Consider the following 20,314-nt stretch of genomic DNA (forward strand, 5'->3'; position numbering starts at 1 on the left):
ACAGCCGGATCAGAACCGCGCGCCCCCCGCCCGCCCCGCCCCCCCCCCCCGCCCCCCCCCCCCCCCCCCCCCCCCCCCCCCCCCCCCCCGGCCCCCCCCCCCCCCCCCCCCCCCCCCCCCCCGTTCCCACATCGGCCCCGTTCGGAGGCTCGGCCCGAGGCACGAGGGCTGAGTGGCACGGGGTCCTTCAGGCAGAGAGGCGGCGATCATGGCCGCTTTCGTCGACCGCGTGACGGTCCACGTGGCCGCGGGCAAGGGTGCCAACGGGGTCAGCTCCGTGCACCGCGAGAAGTTCAAGCCCCTGGGTGGGCCCGACGGGGGGAACGGTGGCGACGGCGGCGACGTCGTCGTCGAGGTCGACCCGAGCGTGCACACCCTGCTGGACTTCCACCACCACCCGCACCAGAAGGCCGGCAACGGCAAGCAGGCCGCCGGCAACTACCGCAACGGTGGACGCGGCGAGGACCTGGTGCTCCGCGTGCCGTCCGGCACCGTGGTGACCGTCGGCGGGGAGGTCGTGGCCGACCTGGTCGGCGCCGGTGCCCGCTTCGTGCTGGCCCGCGGTGGCAAGGGCGGGCTCGGCAACGCCGCGCTGGCCAACGCGCGCCGCAAGGCCCCCGGCTTCGCCCTCCTCGGTGAGCCGGGCGAGGCCGTGGACGCCGTTCTGGAGCTCAAGAGCATCGCCGACGTCGGCCTGGTGGGTTACCCCTCGGCGGGCAAGTCCTCGCTGGTGGCCGCGATGTCCGCCGCACGGCCGAAGATCGCCGACTACCCGTTCACCACGCTCGTCCCGCAGCTGGGCGTGGTTCGCTCCGGCGACACGACCTACACGATGGCCGACGTCCCCGGGCTCATCCCGGGTGCCTCGGTCGGCAAGGGCCTGGGCCTGGAGTTCCTCCGGCACGTCGAGCGCTGCGCGGTGCTGGTGCACGTCATCGACATGGCCACGATGGAGCCCGGGCGCGAGCCGGAGACCGACATCGAGGCGCTCGAGCACGAGCTGCGCGAGTACGGCGGGGAGGAGCTGGACCTGGTGGGCCGGCTGCGGATCGCCGTGCTCAACAAGATCGACGTCCCGGACGCGCGGGAGCTCGTCGACCTGGTCCGCACCTCGCTCGAGGAGCGCGGGCTGACGGTCTTCCCGATCAGCGCGGCCACCGGCGAGGGCCTGGCCGAGCTCGGCTTCGCGCTGGCCGCCGCCGTCGAGGAGCACCGGGCCTCGCTGCCCGAGCTGCCGCCGGCGCCGATCACCCTCACCCCGCGCGCGGTCGACGACGGCGGGTTCACCGTCGAGCCCGACCCGCGCACCGACGGCTGGCTGGTCCGCGGCGTCCGCCCCGAGCGGTGGGTCCGGCAGACCGACTTCAGCAACGACGAGGCCGTCGGGTACCTCGCCGACCGGCTCAACCGGCTGGGCGTGGAGGAGGAGCTGGCCAAGGTCGGCGCCGTCCCCGGCGACGCCGTCACCGTCGGCGACGTCACCTTCGACTGGGAGCCGACCCTGCCGGCCGGCACGCTCAGCATCGAGGAGACCGCCGGGCTCGGCGGCCGCGGCACCGACACCCGGCTGGAGACCAACACCCGGCTGTCGGCCGACGAGCGGCTGGCGGCCAAGAAGGCCCGGCGGCTGCCCTACGAGCTGGCCGACGCCGACGGCTCCTTCGACCAGGAGCTCCTCGAGGGCGACCGGGAGCGGTGAGCGTGCGGGCGGAGATCGCCGGCGCGCAGCGGGTGGTCGTGAAGGTCGGGTCCTCGTCGCTGACCACGCTGCCCGGCGGGCTCGACGAGGACCGGCTGCGTGCGCTGGTCGACGTGCTCGGTGCGCTCCGCGCGGCCGGCCGGGAGGTCGTGCTCGTCTCCTCCGGAGCGATCGCGGCGGGCCTGGCCCCGCTCGGGCTGGACAGCCGTCCCCGTGACCTGGCCACCGCCCAGGCCGCGGCCAGCGTCGGGCAGCTGCGCCTGGTGCAGACCTACGCCGATGCGTTCGCCGCGCACGGGGTGACGGTCGGGCAGGTGCTGCTCACCGCCGACGACCTCACCCGGCGCAGCCACTACCGCAACGCCCGGCAGACCGTCGAACGGCTGCTCGCCCTCGGGGTCCTGCCGGTGGTCAACGAGAACGACACCGTCGCCACCGAGGAGATCCGGTTCGGCGACAACGACCGGCTCGCCGCGCTGGTGGCGCACCTGGCGGTCGCGGACGCGCTGGTGCTGCTCTCCGACGTCGACGGCGTCTACGACGGCGACCCGCGGACCGGCCCGGCCCAGCTGGTCGACACCGTCCACGGCCGGGAGGACCTGGCCGCGGTCACGCTCGGGTCGGCCAGCCGCAACGGCGTCGGCACCGGCGGCATGGCCACCAAGGTCGAGGCGGCGTTCATCGCCTCCGGCGCCGGCGTGCCCGTCGTCGTCACCTCCACGCCGCAGGCGGCCGCGGCGCTGGCGGGGGAGCGGGTGGGCACCCTGTTCGCGCCCAGCGGCCGGCGTCCCTCGGCCCGGCAGTTCTGGCTGCGGTACGCGAGCCGCCCGCGCGGGCGGCTGCTGCTCGACGAGGGCGCGGTGCGCGCCGTCCGGGAGCGGCACGCCTCGTTGCTGGCGGCCGGCATCACCGGGGTGACCGGGGAGTTCCTCGCCGACGACCCGGTCGAGCTCGTCGGCCCGGACGGCGTCGTCGTCGCCCGGGGCCTGGTGGCCTACGACGCCCGCGAGCTGCCCGACCTGCTGGGCCGCAAGACCGGCGACCTCGACCCGGAGCACCGCCGCGAGGTCGTGCACCGCGACGAGATGGTGCTCGTCGGGCGCCCGTCCCCGGCCTGAGAGACTGCCCGTCGTGACCGTCCGACCCATCCGCGAGATCGGCGACCCGGTGCTGCGCACCCCGGCCGACCCGATCCGCGTCTTCGACAAGGACCTGGCCGCGCTCGTCCGCGACCTGGAGGAGACCGTCGACCACCCCGGCCGCGCCGGTGTCGCCGCAACCCAGATCGGGGTCGGCCTGCGGGTCTTCTCCTACAACGTCGACGGCGTGATCGGGCACCTGGTGAACCCGGTGATCACCGAGCGGTCGGAGGAGACGCAGGACGACGACGAGGGCTGCCTGTCCATCCCCGGGCTCTACGCACCCACCGTGCGGTCGATGCACTGCGTCGCCGAGGGGTTCGACGTGCACGGGGAGCCGCTGCGGCTGGCGGGCAGCGGCCTGATGGCGCGGTGCCTGCAGCACGAGGTCGACCACCTGGACGGGAAGCTGTTCGTCGACCGGCTGACCGGTGAGGCCCGCAAGCGGGCCATGCGCGCACTGCGGGCCTGAGGTGAGCGCCGCTTGGGAGCCGGTGACGCTGACCGGCGCCACGGTGACGCTGGCGCCGCTGTCCCTGGCCGACACCCCGGACCTGGCGGTCGCGGCGGCCGACGGGCGGCTGTGGGAGCTCTGGTACACCTCGGTGCCCAGCCCCGAGACGATGGCCGACGACGTCGCGGCCAAGCTCGCCGCCCAGCAGGCGGGCACGATGCTGCCCTTCGTCGTGCGCCGCCGGGGCACCGGGGACGCGCTCGGTGTCACGACGTACTGCAACGTCGACCGGGCCACCCCCCGGCTGGAGATCGGCTTCACCTGGACCCGGGCGTCGGCTCAGCGCTCCGGGGTGAACACCGAGAGCAAGCTGCTGCTCCTGCAGTATGCGTTCGAGGTGCTCGGCTGCGTGGCCGTGGAGTTCCGCACCCACTGGCACAACCGGCAGTCCCGGACGGCGATCGCCGCGCTCGGAGCCAAGCAGGACGGCGTGCTGCGCAACCACCGCCGCCAGCCCGACGGGTCGTTGCGGGACACGGTGGTCTTCTCCATCACCGACGGCGAGTGGCCGGCGGTGCGCAGCAACCTGCGCTCCCGCCTCGCCCGGCACGCCGCCCGGGATCAGGAGAGCTGATCGTGCGTGCTCCTAGCTCACCGTGCACCGTGAGCCAGGAGCACGTGAGGTGAGCTCGGACGCCGGTGGCGCCGCGTAACCTCGTCACGTGTCCGCCGCCGACTTCCCGCTGATCGGCGCCGCCGCGGCGCGTGCCCGCGAGGCCGCCCGCGTGCTGCGCACCCTGCCCACCGAGACCAAGGACGCCGCGCTTGCCGCCATGGCCGAGGCCCTGGTCGAGCGCGCCGACGAGGTGCTCGCCGCCAACGCCGCCGACGTCGAGGCGGCTGCCGCGGACGGCACCCCGGCCTCGGTGCTGGACCGGCTGCGGCTCGACCTCCCACGCGTGACGGCGGTCGCCGACGCGCTGCGTCAGCTGATCGCGCTGCCCGACCCGGTGGGCGACGTCGTCCGCGGCTCCACGCTGGCCAACGGGCTGCAGCTGCGTCAGGTACGGGTGCCGCTCGGGGTGGTGGGCATCGTCTACGAGGCCCGGCCCAACGTGACCGTCGACGCCGCGGGGCTCTGCCTGAAGAGCGGCAACGCGGCGCTGCTGCGCGGGTCGGCGTCGGCGCACCGCACCAACACCGCGCTGGTGGCCGTGCTCACCGAGGCCGCCGAGAAGGCCGGCCTGCCCGCCGGTTCGATCGCCCTGCTGCCGGCCGACCGGGCCTCGGTGGGCGAGCTGCTGGCCGCCCGCGGGCTGGTCGACGTCGTCATCCCCCGCGGCGGTGCGTCGCTGATCCAGCGGGTGGTGCGGGAGGCCGTCGTGCCGGTCATCGAGACCGGCGTCGGCAACTGCCACGTCTACGTCGACGCCTCGGCCGACCCGGCGACGGCGGAGGCGATCGTGCTGAACGCCAAGACGTCCCGGGTCAGCGTGTGCAACTCCGCGGAGACGCTGCTGGTGCACCGCGACGTCGCCTTCCTGCCGCGGCTGCTCGCTGCGCTGGCCGAGGCCGGCGTGACGCTGCACGGTGACGACACCGCGCAGCAGGCGCACGACGCCGTCGTGCCGGCCACCGACGAGGACTGGGCCACCGAGTACCTGTCGCTGGACATGGCGGTCCGGGTGGTCGACGACCTGCCCCAGGCCCTGGACCACATCGCGCAGTGGGGGAGCGGGCACTCCGAGGCGATCGTCGCCGACTCCGCCTCGGCGATCGCCACCTTCACCGCCGGGGTGGACGCCGCCGCGGTGCTGGTCAACGCCTCGACCCGGTTCACCGACGGGGGTGAGTTCGGGTTCGGTGCCGAGATCGGCATCTCCACCCAGAAGCTGCACGCCCGCGGTCCGCTGGGCCTGCCGGAGCTGACGTCGACCACCTACGTGGTGACCGGCAGCGGCCACGTCCGCTGACCTCCCCGGCACCGCCTGGGGCCGCGGCAAGCGAGACAACACCGTCCACATGTGTCAGGGTGTGCAGCGGCGGGCGGCTGCCGCGGGTACCCGGGACGTCCCCATAGGGGACCGGCGGCACGGGGGCGCCGGTCCCCGGGTCCGCGACGGCGGCCGTCCGCCCCCGGCCGTCGCGCCACCGGGTTCCGGTGGTCGGCCGACCGGATCCGGGGGTGCCGGGCTAGGCTCGGTCGGTGGCAGCGCGTCGACTCGGGGTGATGGGTGGCACGTTCGACCCCATCCACCACGGGCACCTGGTGGCCGCCAGTGAGGTGGCCGAGCTGTTCGGGCTCGACGAGGTCGTCTTCGTCCCGACCGGCCAGCCCTGGCAGAAGTCCGAGCGCGGGGTCAGCCCCGCCGAGGACCGCTACCTCATGACGGTGATCGCCACCGCTTCCAACCCGCGCTTCTCGGTCAGCCGGGTCGACGTCGACCGCGGCGGACCGACGTACACCATCGACACCCTGCACGACCTGCACCGCGAGCACCCGGACAGCGAGCTGTTCTTCATCACCGGCGCTGACGCGCTGGCCCAGATCGTCGGCTGGCGCGACACCGACAAGCTGTTCGACCTGGCGCACTTCGTCGGCGTGACCCGGCCGGGTTACCAGCTCGGTGACGCCGACCTGCCGGCGGGTGCGGTGAGCCTCGTCGAGGTGCCCGCGCTGGCGATCAGCTCCACCGACTGCCGCGAGCGGGTCCGGCGCGGCCGGCCGGTCTGGTACCTGGTGCCCGACGGCGTGGTCCAGTACATCGAGAAGCGCGGCCTCTACCGCGCCGAGCGCGCCGGACGCCCCGCCGTCGGGCGCCCCGCCGCGGGCCGGTACGCGCCCGAGCCCGCCGAACCGACACTGCCCGACGACCCAGCCCCCGGGGACACCTCGTCCCCCGATCTGCAGGAGATGCCCCGATGACCGCCTCGGCCGAGGCCCGAGAGACCGCGCTGATCGCCGCGCAGGCCGCCGCGGACAAGCTCGCCACCGACGTCTCGATCGTCGATGTCAGCGACCGGCTCGCCATCACCGACGCCTTCGTCCTGGCGGCGGCCCCCAACGAGCGCCAGGTGCAGTCCATCGTCGACGCGGTCGAGGAGCGGCTGCGCGACCACGGGGTGAAGCCCGTCCGTCGTGAGGGCGTCGCGGAGTCCCGCTGGGTGCTGCTCGACTTCGTCGACGTGGTCGTCCACGTCCAGCACGCCGAGGAGCGCGCCTACTACGCCCTCGAGCGGCTGTGGAAGGACTGCCCGGTGATCCCCTTCGTCGACCGGTCCGCACCGCCCGCCGACCAGGCGCCGGCTGCGCCCGACGTCGAGGCGGCCCCCGAGACCGCCGACAAGTCGCCCGAGGACGCCGGGTCGGACGCGACCGACCGGTGAGCGCTGCCGGCACCCCGCCGGTCCGCCGGCTGCTGGTCTGGCGGCACGGCCGCACCGCGTGGAACGCCAGCGGGCGCTTCCAGGGGCAGCTCGACCCGCCGCTGGACGCCGAGGGCCGGGCCCAGGCCGCGCGCACCGCACCGGTGCTGGCGGCTGGCCTGGACCCGGCCACCACCGTGCTGGTCTCCAGCGACCTGCAGCGCGCGCGGGACACCGCGCAGGCGCTCGCGCCGCTGCTGGGCCTGCCCGTGCAGGTCGACGCCCGGCTGCGTGAGCACGGCCTGGGCAGTTGGGAGGGGCTGACCCGCGCGGAGGTCGCCGAGCAGCTGCCCGAGCAGTACGCCGAGTGGGTCGCCGGACGTCCGGTGCCCGACCGCGGCGGCGAGCTGCAGGCCGACGTCGCTGCCCGGGCGCTGGCGGCGGTGGCCGGCCTGCCCCCGGCGGAGACGGCGGTGCTGGTGACCCACGGGGGCACCGCCGGGCGGCTGCTCGAGGCGCTGCTGGACCTCGGCCCGGAGCACCGGCGGATCTTCGGGCCGCTGGGCAACTGTCACTGGAGCGAGCTGTCGTTCCAGGCGTCGGGCTGGCGGCTGATGCGGCACAACTCCGCGGTGCCCACGCCGGTTCCGGTCGAGGGCGGACCGGGCGTCCACCGGGACCGCGGGAGGTCCGGGTCGGACGTGCCCGACGCCCCGGTGCCGGCCGCCGGTGCGACCCCCGAGGAGGGGGCGCCGACGCAGGACGCCGACGCCGGCGGTTGAGCCGTCCGCGCTCGCGCGACCTGTGGGTGGGCACGCCCGGCGCGGCGCCGGTTAGCCTCCGCGCATGTCCGTCGCCGTGGTCACCGACTCCACGGCCTACCTGCCGGCGGAGGTCGTCGCCGAGCTGGGCATCGAGGTCGTGCCGCTGTACGTGGTGCTCGCCGGCCGGTCCGGCCGCGAGGGCAGCGACGTCACCAGCGCCGAGGTGGCCCGCGCGCTCGCCGTCCGCGGCGGGCACGTCACGACCTCCCGCCCGACCCCCGGTGACTTCGTGGCCACCTATCGCCGGCTGCTCGCCGGGGGCGCCGAGCGGGTCGTCTCGGTGCACCTGTCCGGCGAGCTCTCCGGCACCTGGGACGCCGCCCGCGTGGCGGCCGGGCAGGTGGGCGAGCACCTGGTCACGGTGCTGGACTCCCGCTCCGCTGCCATGGGGACCGGGTTCGCGGTGCTCGCCGCTGCGCGGGCGGCGGCGGCCGGTGGCAGCGCGGAGCAGGTCGCGGATGCGGCCCGGGAGACCGCGGCGGCCAGTCGCACCTTCTTCGTCGTCGACACCCTCGAGCACCTGCGCCGCGGCGGCCGGATCGGGTCGGCGGCCGCGTGGCTGGGCACGGCGCTGGCGGTGAAGCCGGTGCTGCACGTGACCGAGGGCCGGGTCGTCCCGCTGGAGAAGGTGCGCACGTCCGCCCGCGCGATCAGCCGGCTGGTGCAGCGCGCCGCCGAGGCCGCCGGGGACCGCCCGGTCTCCGCTGCCGTGCACCACCTCGCCGCCCCCGAGCGGGCGGACCGGCTCGCCGAGCAGTTGCGCGCCCGGCTGCCAGGGCTCCGGGAGCTGCACGTCAGCGAGCTCGGGGCCGCGGTCGGCGCCCACGTCGGGCCGGGCGCGGTCGGGGTGGTCGTCGACCCGACGGTGCACGGCGAGGAGTGAGCGGAGCCGGGGTCCGCGGGCAGACAGCACCGGCCCACGGTCGCGTCACGTCGGGGCAGGGCGCTCACGGCCGTCCACAGCCGGGGCGTCCGTCCACAGCCTGACCGGAGGCGGTGCCCGGGGCGGCGCGGTGTCCCTAACGTCCGCGGCGTGCGCTCCTCGCCCCGTCGCAGCGACGACGACGTCATCCGTGCCCGGTTGCGGGCGCTGCTGGCGGAGGGGCAGCACAGCGGCTGGGTGCCCGACGAGGACGACGACCGGCCGGCGGGCTCCGACGACCGGGAGCCGGACGACGTGCTGACGACACCGCTCGACGGGCCGGCGGACGGGCCGGTGGACGAGCCGGGGCTGCCCGCCGGGCTGGGACGGCACCGGGCGCCGGGCCCGGCCGCGCGGGTGAGTCCCGGGCGTCCGGGTGCCTGGACGCTGTGGGCGGTCGCCGTCCTCGCCGCCGCGGTGGTGGTCGGCTGGACGTGGGCCGACCGGCCGGTGGTGGAGCAGGTGCCCGCCGGGTCCAGCTCGACGGCGCCCGACGACCAGCCCGTGGCCACCCCTGCAGTGGCGCCCGGGAACACGGATCCATCCACCGACGCGCCGGTGGTCGTCTCCGTGATCGGTCAGGTGGCCACACCCGGGCTGGTGACCCTGCCGGCGGGCTCCCGGGTCGCGGACGCCCTGGCCGCTGCGGGCGGACTGCTCCCGGAGGCCGACCCGGCGTCGGTCAACGCGGCTGCGGTGCTCGTCGACGGCGAGCAGCTGGCCGTGGGGCTGCCGGGTGCGGTGGCGGCTCCGGCGGAGGCACGCGGTGGCGGACCGGCCGGAGGGCTCCTGGACCTGAACCGGGCGACGGTGGCCGAGCTGGACGCGCTGCCGGGCATCGGCCCGGTGCTCGCCCAGCGGATCGTGGACCACCGCGGCACCCACGGCCCCTTCACCAACGTCGAGCAGCTGGACGACGTCAGCGGCATCGGACCGGCGATCTTCGCCGATCTCGTCGACCGGGTGACGGTCTGACGTGCCATCCGGACGCCGCACCAGCGAGCGACGTGGGGTGCCGGTGCGCCGGGCGCGGGCGGCCGGCCGCTGGCGCTGGCTGGACCTGCGGCTGGTGCCCGCGGCGGCCACGGTCTGGCTGCTGACGCTCGCCGCGCCGCACCTCGCCCCGGGGCTGCTCCTCACCGCGGCGGGCGGCGCCGGCGCGGGCGCGGCGGTCCTGCTCGCCCGGCACCGCGTCCCTCGTGCCGGCGCCGCACTGGTGGTGGCCGGGTGCCTGGCCGCGGTGACCGTGACCGGCGCCCTGGCGGGTACCCGGGGGCTGACCCGGGCCGACTCGCCCCTGGTCGGGCCGGCCGTGCACGGTGCCGTCCTCCCGGTGGTCCTCCGGCTGAGCACCGACCCCCGGCCGCTGGCCGGCGGCCCCGAGCGGGTGCTGGTGACCGGCCGGGTCAGCGAGGTCGACGGCCGCCCGGCCGACGGGGACCGGGTGCTGCTGTTCGGCCCCGCCGAGGAGTGGCGGGGCCTGCTTCCCGGCCAGGCGGTGGCGGTGCGGGCTGCACTCCGCCCGGCCGGGCCGACCGACGACGTCGTGGCGGTCCTGTCGGCGCGCTCCCCGCCCCGGCCGGTGGGTGGGGTGGGAGTCGTGCAGTCGGCGGCGGGGTCGCTGCGCTCGGGGCTGTCCGCGGCGGCGGACCGCACGCTGCCCGACCCCGCCGCCGGGCTGCTGCCGGGGCTGGTCGTCGGCGACACCTCCGGCCTCGACCCGGTGCTCGTCGCGGAGTTCCGCCGGTCCGGGCTCGCCCACCTGCTGGCGGTCTCCGGGGCGAACGTGGCGATCGCGGTGGGGCTGGTGCTCGCCCCGCTCCGGGCCCGCGGCAGCGACCGGCGGCTGCAGGCGCTCGTCGGCGCCCTGGCGATCACCGGGTTCGTGGTGCTCGCCCGGCCGGAGCCGAGCGTGCTGCGGGCCGCGGCGATGGGTGCGGTGGCGCTGCTCGCCCTCGCCTCGGGGCGCAGCCGCGTCGCCGTCCCGGCCCTCGCGGCGAGCGTGGTCGTGCTGCTGCTGGTCGACCCCGGGCTGGCCCGTGACCCCGGGTTCGGCCTGTCGGTCACCGCGACCGCCGCGATCGTGTTGCTGGCGCCCGGCTGGTCCCGCCGGTTGCGGGCGCACCGGGTGCCCCGGCCGGTGGCCGACGCGGTGGCGGTGAGCGCAGCGGCCGGGGTGGCGACCGCCCCGCTGGTCGCGGCGCTGTCGGGGGCGGTGAGCCTGGTGTCGCTGCCGGCCAACCTCCTCGCCGCTCCGGTGGTCGCGCCGGCGACCGTGCTCGGGCTGCTGGCCGCCCTGGTCTCCCCGGTGACCGGGGCAGGGGCCGACGCGCTGGTCTGGCTGGCCGGGTGGCCGGTGCGCTGGCTGGTCCTGGTCGCCCGGACCGCAGCCGCCGTCCCCGACGGCACCACCCCCTGGCCGGCCGGGCGGACCGGCGCGCTCACGCTGGCGCTGGTGCTCGGGGGGACCTGCTGGGCGCTCGTCCGGTGGCCGCGGCTGCGGGCCCTCGCCCTCGCCGCGCTGCTGGGGGTGGTGCTCGTGGGCTGGCCGCTCCGGCAGGCCGGGCGGGGCTGGCCGCTGCCGGACACGGTGGTGGTCGCCTGCGACGTCGGGCAGGGCGATGCGCTCGTGTTCCCGACGGCGCCGGGGGAGGGCGTCCTGGTCGACGCGGGGCCCGATGCCGCCCTGGTCGACGGGTGCCTGGACCGGCTCGGCATCGACCGGCTGCCGCTGGTGCTGCTCTCGCACCTGGACGCCGACCACGTCGCCGGCCTGCCCGGGGCGCTCACCGGCCGCGAGGTGGGTGAGGTGGTCACCGGGACGCTGGCTCCGGACGAGGACCGGCTGCCCGCGGTCCTCGCGCTGCTGGGGGAGGTGGGCGGGCGGCACGTCGAGCTGCGGCCCGGTGAGCGGCGGACGTCGGGCGGGGCGGTCTTCGACGCGCTGGCCCCCGATCCGGCCGAGGCCACCCCGGGCGCCGACGCCAACCACCTCTCCCTGGTCCTGCGCGCGGAGCACCGGGGACTGCGGGTGCTGCTCACCGGCGACGTCGGCGAGGAGGCCGAAGCCCGGCTGCGCAGGTCCGGGGTCGACCTGACCGCCGACGTGCTCAAGGTGCCGCACCACGGCAGCGGTGACGTCGACCCGGCCTTCGTGGCCGCGAGCCGGGCCCGGGTGGCGCTGATCTCCGTCGGCGCCGGCAACACCTACGGGCACCCCGCGGCGCGGTTGCTCACCGCCCTGGCCGACGCCCGGATGCGGGTGCACCGCACCGACCGGGACGGCGACGTCGCGGTCGTCGGCCGGGCGGGGGAGTGGGGCGTCGCGGTGCGCGGGCCGGATGCGGTGCTGCGCGGGGCCGGCGCACCGGCGGCGCCCGATCCGCTGCCGGGGGCGACCGGTCCACGCCGGTGGACGGCAGCCCGGCGGTGTCGGAGGTGCGTGGCAGCATGGCCCCGTGGCTGCCGCACCCCCTGCTCCGACGTCCCGGCTGCGGCTCGTGGTCGGGGAGGAGGAGCTGCTGCGGGCCCGCGCCGTCTCCGCCGTGCGCACGGCGGTCCGCGACCGGCACCCCGACGTCGAGGAGCACGAGCTGGTCGCCGGCGGCCTGCCGCTCGGGCACCTGACCGACGTGCTGTCCCCGTCGCTGTTCGGCGGGCACCGGCTGGTCGTGGTCCTCGGCGTGCACGAGGCGGCGGCCGCACTCGCCGACAGTCTCACCGGCTACCTCAAGGACCCCGACCCCGAGCTGACCCTGGTGCTCGTGCACGGTGGCGGGAAGCGCAACGAGGCCCTGCTGAAGGCCTACAAGGCCGCCGGGGCGGCGGTCGACGAGTGCCCGAAGATCAGCTCGGCGGGGGAGCGGGTCGCCTTCGTGCGCAACGAGGTCCGCCACGCCGGTGGCCGGATCACCCCCGACGCGGTCACCGCTCTGCTCGACGCGGTCGGCAATGACCTGCGGCAGCTGTCGGCCGCGGCCAGCCAGCTGGTGTCGGACTTCGGCGGCAACGTCGACGCCGACGACGTCGCCCGCTTCCACCGGGGCCAGGCGGAGGTCACCGGGTTCACCGTCGCCGAGCGGGTGCTGGTCGGGGACACCGCCGGCTCGGTGGAGATGCTGCGGTGGGCGCTGGACCGGGGGGTGGCGCACGTGCTCATCGCCGACGCCCTCGCCGACGGGGTGCGCACCGCGGCCCGCGTCGCGTCGCTGAACACCAGCAACATCGGTGAGCTGGCCCGGCAGCTGAAGCTCCCGCCGTGGAAGGTGAAGAAGGCGCAGAGCCAGGCGCGGGGGTGGAGCATCGACGCGCTCCAGCAGGCGATCGGCGTGGCCGCCGAGCTCAACGCCGACGTCAAGGGCGCGGCCGCGAGCGCCGACTACGCGCTGGAGCGGGCGGTGCGCCGGATGGTGGCCATCCGTGCCGCCGGCGGTCGGGCGCACGCCGGCCGCTGAACCGGCTCCCGCCGGCCGCTGAACCGGCTCCCGCCGGCCGCTGAACCGGCTCCCGCCGGCAACGCGTCGGGCCCCCTCTCCCGCAGGGGAGAGGGGGCCCGACGACCAGCGGCGCAGGCGCCGCCGCGGTGGCTCAGAGCGAAGCGACCTTCTTGGCCAGCGCCGACTTGCGGTTGGCGGCCTGGTTCTTGTGGATGATGCCCTTGCTGGCGGCCTTGTCCAGTGCCTTGCTGGCGATCTGGAGGGCGGTCGTCGCCGCTTCCTTGTCCCCGGCGTCGGCGGCCGCGCGGAAGCGCCGCACCTGCGTCTTCAGGGCGGACTTGACCGCGACGTTGCGCTGACGCGCGATCTCGTTGGTCTTGATCCGCTTGATCTGGGACTTGATGTTCGCCACGCGTGAGCCTCGGATGTCTCGCAGGGAGGTGTACTTCTGACAGTGCGTCCGCGGCGCAGCACAGCGCACTGCGGACCGGCCTCACAAGGTACCAGCTCGCCCGCAGCGACCCCAACCCGCGATCACCCGTGGACCCGGCCCACCGGACCGGGGCGTCGTGGGTGACGGTGTCCGCTCGGGCAATCGCTCTACCCGGAGCGTGGACGTGGGACGATGGCGGCACTGTGACGACTCCTGCTGCCACCGATCCCGCCCGGATCCGGAACTTCTGCATCATCGCCCACATCGACCACGGCAAGTCGACGCTGGCCGACCGGATGCTCGAGGTGACCGGGATCATCGAGGCGCGGCAGATGCGCGCCCAGTACCTCGACCGGATGGACATCGAGCGCGAACGCGGCATCACCATCAAGGCGCAGAACGTGCGCCTGCCGTGGACCCCGCGCACCGGTGCCGCCGCCGGCGACGAGTACGTGCTCGACATGATCGACACCCCCGGCCACGTGGACTTCACCTACGAGGTGTCCCGGTCGCTGGCCGCGTGTGAAGGTGCGGTGCTGCTGGTCGACGCCGCGCAGGGGATCGAGGCGCAGACGCTGGCGAACCTGTACCTGGCGCTGGAGAACGACCTCGCGATCATCCCGGTGCTCAACAAGATCGACCTTCCTGCGGCGCAGCCGGAGAAGTTCGCCGCGGAGATCGCCGGCATCATCGGCTGCGATCCCGGCGACGTGCTGCGGGTCAGCGGCAAGACCGGCGAGGGCGTCGCCGAGCTGCTCGACGCGATCGTGGAGAAGATCCCGGCCCCGGTCGGGGACGCCGACGCCCCGGCCCGCGCGATGATCTTCGACTCGGTCTACGACATCTACCGCGGCGTGATCACCTACGTCCGCGTCGTCGACGGCCGGATCAGCGGCCGCGAGCGGATCAAGATGATGTCCACCGGCGCGGTCCACGAGCTGCTGGAGATCGGCGTCATCTCGCCCGAACCGAAGCCCGTCGAGGGCCTGGGGGTGGGCGAGGTCGGCTACTTCATCACCGGGGTGAAGGACGTCCGCCAGTCCCGCGTCGGTGACACCGTCACCCTGCAGCACAAGCCGGCCGCTGAGCCGATCGGTGGCTACAGCGACCCGAAGCCGATGGTCTACTCCGGCCTCTACCCGATCGACGGCAGCGAGTACCAGCTGCTGCGCGAGTCCCTGGACAAGCTGCTGCTCAACGACGCGGCGCTGGTCTACGAGCCGGAGACCTCCGCGGCCCTGGGCTTCGGCTTCCGGGTCGGCTTCCTGGGCCTGCTGCACCTGGAGATCGTCCGCGAGCGGCTGGAGCGCGAGGCCGGGATCAGCCTGATCTCCACCGCGCCCAACGTCGTCTACCGGGTGGTGATGGAGGACCGCTCGGAGGTCGTCGTCACCAACCCCAGCGACTGGCCCAGCGGCAAGATCGACAAGGTCTACGAGCCGATCGTCAACGCCACGATCATCGCCCCCAGCGACTACACGGGGGCGATCATGGAGCTGTGCCAGAGCCGGCGCGGGTCGCTGACCGGCATGGACTACCTCTCCGAGACCCGGGTCGAGCTGCGGTACACCCTGCCGCTGGGCGAGATCATCTTCGACTTCTTCGACGCGCTGAAGTCCCGCACCCGCGGCTACGCCTCGCTGGACTACGCCGAGGCCGGGGAGCAGGAGTCGAAGCTGGTCAAGGTCGACATCCTGCTGCAGGGCGAGGCCGTCGACGCCTTCTCCGCGATCGTGCACGCCGACAAGGCCTACAGCTACGGCGTGCTGATGGCCGGCAAGCTGCGTGAGCTCATCCCGCGCCAGCAGTTCGAGGTGCCGATCCAGGCCGCCGTCGGCTCCCGGGTCATCGCCCGCGAGACGGTGCGCGCCATCCGCAAGGACGTCCTCGCCAAGTGCTACGGCGGTGACATCACCCGCAAGCGGAAGCTGCTGGAGAAGCAGAAGGAGGGCAAGAAGCGGATGAAGATGGTCGGCCGCGTCGAGGTCCCCCAGGAGGCCTTCGTCGCCGCGCTCTCCACCGCCGAGCCCACCAGCACGAAGAAGTGAGCACCGGCCGGCTGCTCGCGGTCTGCGTCTCCGGCGCCGACCTGCTCCCGCTGCCGGACAAGCGCCCCAACCGCTCGGGCATCGACAAGCACCCGGTGCCCGGCCGGGTCGCCGTCCACCCGCTCGGCCTGGACGGCGACGTGCAGGTCAACAAGAAGCACCACGGCGGGGAGGGGCAGGCGGTCTACGCCTACGCCCAGGACGACGCCGACTGGTGGGCGGCGGAGCTGGACCGGGACCTGCCGCCCGGCCGGTTCGGGGAGAACCTGCGCACCTCCGGGCTCGACCTGCGCAACGCCGTGATCGGTGAGCAGTGGCAGGCCGGGACCGCGCGGTTCCAGGTGACCGCCTGGCGCACCCCGTGCGCCAACTTCGCACGGTTCTGGGGCGTGCCGGACCTGGTGAAGCGCTTCGCCGCGCACGGCGCGACAGGTGCCTACCTGCGGGTGCTGCAGACCGGTGACGTCGGCGCCGACGACGCGGTCGAGGTGGTGGAGCGCCCCGACCACGGGATCACCGTGGAGGCGGCCTTCCGGATCGTGATGACCGAGAAGGCCCGGCTGCCCGAGCTGGCACCGGTGCTGCCGTTCCTCGCGGAGAAGGACCGGCCGGTCCTGGCCGCCAAGATCGACAAGCGGCTCGCCACCCGGGCCTGACCGGTCAGACGGTGAAGACGATCTTCCCGTTCGTGCGCCCCTCGAGCATCCGCGCGAAGCCCTCGCGCGCCTCGGTCAGCGGCAGCTCGACGTCGATGGCCGGGCGCACGCCGGTGACCCGGCACATCTCGATCAGGTCGTCGAGCTCCTCGCGGGTGCCCATCGTGGAGCCGATCACCGACAGCTGGGTGAAGAACACCCGGTTCAGCTCTGCGCCGGGGTTGAACCCGGTGGTCGCCCCGCAGGTCACCACGACGCCGCCGGGCTTCAGCGACTTGATGCTGTGGCTCCAGGTGGCCTCACCGACGGTCTCCATCACGCCGTCCACCCGCTCGGGCAGCCGGGCGCCGGTCTCGAACGCCTGGTCGGCGCCGAGCGCCAGCGCCGCGGCGCGCTTCTCCTCGCTGCGGCCGGTCACCCACATCCGGTAGCCGGCGGCGGAGCCCAGCCGGACCAGCGCGGTGGCCACTCCGCCGCTGGCGCCCTGGACGAGCACGGTCTGCCCCGGCCGCAGCCCGGAGCGGACGAAGAGCATCCGGTAGGCGGTCAGCCAGGCGGTGGGCAGGCAGGCGGCCTCGGCGAAGGAGAGCTCGGCGGGCTTGCGCACCAGGTTGCGCCGGGGCACGGCGACCCGCTCGGCCAGCGTGCCCTGATGCACCTCCGACAGCAGCGAGCGCTTGGGGTCCATCGTCTCGTCGCCGGTCCAGCCGGGCGAGGAGATGACCGCGTGGACGACGACCTCGTTGCCGTCCTCGTCCAGCCCCGCGGCGTCGCAGCCCAGGGTCATCGGCATCCGCTCGGCCGGCAGCCCCACGCCGCGCAGGCTGAACAGGTCGTGGTGGTTGAGCGCGGCGGCGCGCACCGTGACCGTCGTCCAGCCCTCCGGGACCTCCGGCTCGGGCCGGTCGCCCACCTCCAGCACCGAGAGCGGGTCGTCCGGGGCGGGCGTGGAGACGAAGGCAGCCAGCATGTCTGGCAACGTAACCGAGCCGATGTCGCTGGGCGATCCCGATGCCCGTGCCGCCTCAACGCCCGGGGACGCCGAGCCAGCGCTGCCAGTGCGGCCGGACCAGTCCGGCCAGCTCCGCGTAACCGGACGCACCGGGGTGGGCGCCGTCGCCGGCGGCGACCTGCGCCATCCAGACCGGACTGCGCAGCAGTGCGGGCAGCACGCTGACGTAGGGGACGGCCGCCGTGGCGCAGACCTGTCCGAACCCCTCGTCCAGATCGGCGGTGCGCCGGTTGTGCGCGTCGTCGTCGACCGGTGGCGGGCCGACGACGAACGCCGCCCATGGCGTGCCGGCTGCCTGGTCCAGCAGGGCGCCCAGGGAGGCGAGCGAGTCCGGTGCGGCGACCCGCGGGCCACGGTCGCCGAGCGTGGTGTCGTTGACCCCGAACGAGACCACGATCCGGCCGTCGACCCCGGCGGGCAGCCGCGGGGCGCACTCCGCGCTCCACCGGTCCAGCACCTGCCGGCTGGTCTCCCCGCGCACGCCCAGGACGTAGCTGGTCAGCTCCAGCCCCGCGGCGGAGCTGCCGGCAGCCAGCCGCCCGGCCCACCCGAGGTGCTCGGGGTCACCGACCCCGGCGACGAAGGAGTCCCCGAGGAAGCAGACCCGGACGTCGCTGCTCGTCGTCATCTGCGATGCCCCCGTCAGCGGACGATGACGGCGAACTCCTGCTGCTCGACGAACTCACCGATCACCGGGGCACCGAGCACCTCACCGCCGAGCAGCAGCCCGCCGGAGGTCTGCGCGTCGGCCAGCAGCAGCGCCTCGTCCTCGCCCACCGCCGACAGGTCGGCGTGCGGGCGCACCCAGTCGAGGTTGCGCCGGGTCCCGCCGGAGACGTAGCCCTCGGCCAGCGCCGTGCGCGCCCCGGCCAGGTAGGGGACGGCGGCGGCGTCGACCACCGCCGTCACCCCGCTGGCCCGGGCCATCTTGTACAGGTGGCCGAGCAGGCCGAAGCCGGTGACGTCGGTGCCGGCGCGGATCCCGGCCGCGACGGCGGCGCGGGAGGCCTCGGCGTTCAGCGTGGTCATCGAGGCGAGCGCCTCCGCCGACACCTGGCCGGTGGCCTTCATCCGGTTGTTGAGCACCCCGACGCCCAGCGGCTTGGTCAGCGACAGCGGTGTCCCGGGCACCGCGCCGGAGTTGGTGATGATCCGGTCGGCGTCGACCAGCCCGGTGACGGCCATGCCGTACTTGGGCTCCGGGTCGTCGATGGAGTGCCCGCCGCCGACGTGGCAGCCGGCCTGGTGGGCGATCTCCAGGCCGCCGCGCAGCACCTCCGCGGCCAGCTCGGCGGGCAGCACGTCGCGCGGCCAGCCCAGCAGGTTGACCGCCACGACCGGGGTGCCGCCCATGGCGTAGACGTCGGAGAGGGCGTTGGCCGCGGCGATCCGGCCGAAGTCGTACGCGTCGTCGACCACCGGGGTGAAGAAGTCGGTGGTGAGCACCAGTCCCTGGCCTCCCGGGATGCGGACCACGGCGGCGTCGTCGCCGTCGTCCAGCCCGACGACCAGCTCGGCCGCGGGGTCGACCGGGCCGGTGGCGGTCAGCCCCGCGACGACGGCCTCGAGCTCGCCCGGGGGGATCTTGCAGGCGCACCCGCCGCCGTGGGCGTACTGGGTCAGCCGGATCGCGGTGGCGGTCATGGGCCCGAATCTAGGCCCTCGCTGCCGGTCGCTCCCGCCGTGACTGCGTAGGCTCACCCGTGGAGACGTCAGGGTGCCTGGTGGCCCCCGCGGCCTCTAAAGCCGACGTGGCCGAGCATCTCGGTCAGGCGGGTTCGATTCCCGTCCGTCTCCGCCAGCCTCGTCGCGGAGCCGGCCCTCCGGCCGGCTCCGCGGGCGCTGCGTGCCCGGCGGCGGGCCCCGCGGTGGTCCCGCTGTGGCAGTCTCCCGGTGGGGCGCCGGACGGGTGTCCGCTGCTGGACCGGGGGGTCCACGACGGGGAGGGGGTGCCGGTGGCCGCCACCCTGCACGACGTCGCCCGGCTGGCCGGGGTCTCGTTCAAGACCGTGTCCAACGTGGTCAACGACTACCCCCACGTCCGCGCGAGCACCCGGCAGCGCGTGCGGGCCGCCATCGAGGAGCTGGGGTACCAACCCAACCTCTCCGCCCGCAACCTGCGGTCCGGCCGTTCCGACGCGATCAGCCTGGCCGTGCCCGAGCTCCGCCTGCCGTACTTCGCCGAGCTGGCCGACGAGGTCATCCGCGCCGCCGAGCGGCGCGGTCTCGTCGTGCTCATCGAGCAGACCAACCGCGACCGGCAGCGGGAGGTCGACCTGCTGTCCAGCAACCGGCTGCGGATGGTGGACGGCCTCCTGTTCAGCCCGCTGGGGATGGGGGAGGAGGACGCCGGCCTGCTGGAGATCGGCGTTCCGCTGGTGCTCCTCGGTGAGCGGCTGTTCCACCCGTCGGTCGACCACGTGATGATCCAGAACGTCGAGGCGGCGCGGGCCGCCACCCGGTACCTGATCGAGCGCGGTCGCCGGCGGATCGCCGTGGTGGGCTACCACCCCGGCGAGGTCGTCGGGTCCGCCGGCCTGCGCCTGCAGGGGTACCGGGAGGCGCTGGAGGAGGCCGGGGTCGCCCTGGACGAACGCCTGCTCGGCGTCGCCCAGCTGTGGCACCGGCACCAGGGTGCCGAGGCCACCCAGCAACTGCTGGACTCCGGTGCGGAGTTCGACGCCGTCTTCGCCTTCAACGACACCCTCGCCCTGGGCGCCATGCACGCGCTGCTCGCCGCGGGGCGGCGGGTGCCCGAGGACGTCGCCGTCATCGGCTTCGACAACACCGACGACGGCCAGTACTCCCAGCCGACGCTGACCACGATCGACCCGGGCCGGCGCGCCATCGCCGACCGCGCCGTCGAGACCCTCGTCCGGCGGATCGCCGACCGGGACCTCCCGGTCCAGCACGTGGCGGTCGACTGGTCGCTGGTCGAGCGAGAGTCGACCTAGCGCGGTCAGGCCGGCCTCGCCGGTGCGAGAGCGCTCTCGCAGGCAGGACCAGGGTGCGGCCCCGGGACGCGTTCATCACGAGTAGGTCGCGCGTGCTTGACAGCCCCCGTTGCAGTGAGCACCATCTCCATTCACAACGTTGTAAAAGTGCTCCACCGCACAACCCGCCGCGGAGTCAGCACCCGCCGGCCGTCCTCCTCGGCGGCCGGGAAGGCCTCCTCCTCGAGACCTCGCACCGACTCCGCACCGCTGTACCGGGGGCCCCCCCCCCCCCCCCGGGCCCCCCCCCGCCCCCCCCCCCCCCCCCCCCCCCCCCCCCCCCCCCCCCCCCCCCCCCCCCCCCCCCCCCCCCCCCCCCCCACACCCCCCCG

The 20,314-nt window shown here is 75.2% G+C and carries 18 protein-coding genes, 1 tRNA gene and 1 pseudogene; 16 read left to right on the top strand and 4 right to left on the bottom strand.

Annotated elements, in window-relative coordinates; all coding sequences use genetic code 11:
- Window positions 1-208 precede the first annotated feature (208 nt).
- From obgE to holA, 12 genes and pseudogenes are all read left to right on the top strand, one after another.
- A complete protein-coding gene (gene obgE / locus ACI795_RS18895; RefSeq protein ID WP_457077187.1) occupies window positions 209-1,699 on the top strand; it encodes a GTPase ObgE in 1,491 nt (496 codons plus the stop codon).
- Window positions 1,696-2,817, top strand: a complete 1,122-nt coding sequence (gene proB / locus ACI795_RS18900) for a glutamate 5-kinase (RefSeq protein ID WP_457077189.1) — start codon at window positions 1,696-1,698, stop codon at window positions 2,815-2,817. Before obgE ends, proB begins: the two co-directional genes overlap by 4 nt.
- 13 nt (window positions 2,818-2,830) lie before the next feature.
- Window positions 2,831-3,310: a peptide deformylase gene (gene def, locus ACI795_RS18905; protein ID WP_457077191.1), complete on the top strand. Its 480-nt coding sequence runs from the start codon at window positions 2,831-2,833 to the stop codon at window positions 3,308-3,310.
- Between the two features lies 1 nt (window position 3,311).
- The gene (locus ACI795_RS18910) at window positions 3,312-3,926 is read left to right on the top strand and encodes a GNAT family N-acetyltransferase (protein WP_457077193.1); all 615 of its coding nucleotides are present in this window, start codon (window positions 3,312-3,314) and stop codon (window positions 3,924-3,926) included.
- Between the two features lie 88 nt (window positions 3,927-4,014).
- Window positions 4,015-5,265, top strand: coding sequence for a glutamate-5-semialdehyde dehydrogenase (locus ACI795_RS18915; RefSeq protein WP_457077195.1), 1,251 nt, complete (start codon window positions 4,015-4,017; stop codon window positions 5,263-5,265).
- 233 nt (window positions 5,266-5,498) lie between these two features.
- A complete protein-coding gene (gene nadD / locus ACI795_RS18920) occupies window positions 5,499-6,218 on the top strand; it encodes a nicotinate-nucleotide adenylyltransferase (RefSeq protein WP_457077197.1) in 720 nt (239 codons plus the stop codon).
- On the top strand, window positions 6,215-6,679 hold the full coding sequence (gene rsfS, locus ACI795_RS18925; protein WP_457077199.1) for a ribosome silencing factor: 465 nt from the start codon (window positions 6,215-6,217) through the stop codon (window positions 6,677-6,679). The genes nadD and rsfS overlap by 4 nt, the downstream gene beginning before the upstream one ends.
- Complete coding sequence (locus ACI795_RS18930) at window positions 6,676-7,440, top strand: histidine phosphatase family protein (RefSeq protein WP_457077201.1); 765 nt, start codon at window positions 6,676-6,678, stop codon at window positions 7,438-7,440. Before rsfS ends, ACI795_RS18930 begins: the two co-directional genes overlap by 4 nt.
- Before the next feature lie 64 nt (window positions 7,441-7,504).
- Window positions 7,505-8,365: a DegV family protein gene (locus ACI795_RS18935; RefSeq protein ID WP_457077203.1), complete on the top strand. Its 861-nt coding sequence runs from the start codon at window positions 7,505-7,507 to the stop codon at window positions 8,363-8,365.
- Window positions 8,366-8,515: 150 nt separating this feature from the next.
- Complete coding sequence (locus ACI795_RS18940; protein WP_457077205.1) at window positions 8,516-9,379, top strand: ComEA family DNA-binding protein; 864 nt, start codon at window positions 8,516-8,518, stop codon at window positions 9,377-9,379.
- Between the two features lie 625 nt (window positions 9,380-10,004).
- A pseudogene (locus ACI795_RS18945) lies at window positions 10,005-11,525 on the top strand (ComEC/Rec2 family competence protein); the annotation flags it as partial.
- 220 nt (window positions 11,526-11,745) lie between these two features.
- Window positions 11,746-12,858, top strand: a complete 1,113-nt coding sequence (holA, locus tag ACI795_RS18950) for a DNA polymerase III subunit delta (protein WP_457077206.1) — start codon at window positions 11,746-11,748, stop codon at window positions 12,856-12,858.
- Window positions 12,859-12,991: 133 nt separating this feature from the next.
- On the opposite strand, the gene rpsT is transcribed toward holA, so the two are convergent.
- Window positions 12,992-13,252: a 30S ribosomal protein S20 gene (gene rpsT / locus ACI795_RS18955; protein WP_457077207.1), complete on the bottom strand. Its 261-nt coding sequence runs from the start codon at window positions 13,250-13,252 to the stop codon at window positions 12,992-12,994.
- A 224-nt stretch (window positions 13,253-13,476) separates the two neighbouring features.
- On the opposite strand from rpsT, the gene lepA reads away from it, so the two are divergent.
- Window positions 13,477-15,321, top strand: a complete 1,845-nt coding sequence (gene lepA, locus ACI795_RS18960; protein ID WP_457077208.1) for a translation elongation factor 4 — start codon at window positions 13,477-13,479, stop codon at window positions 15,319-15,321.
- A complete protein-coding gene (locus tag ACI795_RS18965) occupies window positions 15,318-15,977 on the top strand; it encodes an MOSC domain-containing protein (protein ID WP_457077209.1) in 660 nt (219 codons plus the stop codon). The genes lepA and ACI795_RS18965 overlap by 4 nt, the downstream gene beginning before the upstream one ends.
- 4 nt (window positions 15,978-15,981) lie before the next feature.
- On the opposite strand, the gene ACI795_RS18970 is transcribed toward ACI795_RS18965, so the two are convergent.
- The 3 genes from ACI795_RS18970 to selD are packed head-to-tail and all read right to left on the bottom strand — an operon-like array spanning window position 15,982 to window position 18,633.
- Entirely contained in the window at window positions 15,982-16,947 is a 966-nt protein-coding gene (locus tag ACI795_RS18970; RefSeq protein WP_457077210.1) for a zinc-binding dehydrogenase, read from the bottom strand.
- 55 nt (window positions 16,948-17,002) lie between these two features.
- Entirely contained in the window at window positions 17,003-17,617 is a 615-nt protein-coding gene (locus tag ACI795_RS18975) for a GDSL-type esterase/lipase family protein (protein ID WP_457077212.1), read from the bottom strand.
- 14 nt (window positions 17,618-17,631) lie between these two features.
- Complete coding sequence (selD, locus tag ACI795_RS18980; RefSeq protein ID WP_457077213.1) at window positions 17,632-18,633, bottom strand: selenide, water dikinase SelD; 1,002 nt, start codon at window positions 18,631-18,633, stop codon at window positions 17,632-17,634.
- Between the two features lie 61 nt (window positions 18,634-18,694).
- Between selD and ACI795_RS18985 the strand changes: the two genes are divergently transcribed.
- Window positions 18,695-18,790: transfer RNA gene (locus ACI795_RS18985), tRNA-OTHER, on the top strand.
- 154 nt (window positions 18,791-18,944) lie between these two features.
- Window positions 18,945-19,943: a LacI family DNA-binding transcriptional regulator gene (locus tag ACI795_RS18990; RefSeq protein ID WP_457077214.1), complete on the top strand. Its 999-nt coding sequence runs from the start codon at window positions 18,945-18,947 to the stop codon at window positions 19,941-19,943.
- Window positions 19,944-20,314 lie beyond the last annotated feature (371 nt).

The sequence above is a fragment of the Modestobacter sp. SYSU DS0290 genome, assembly GCF_054050955.1.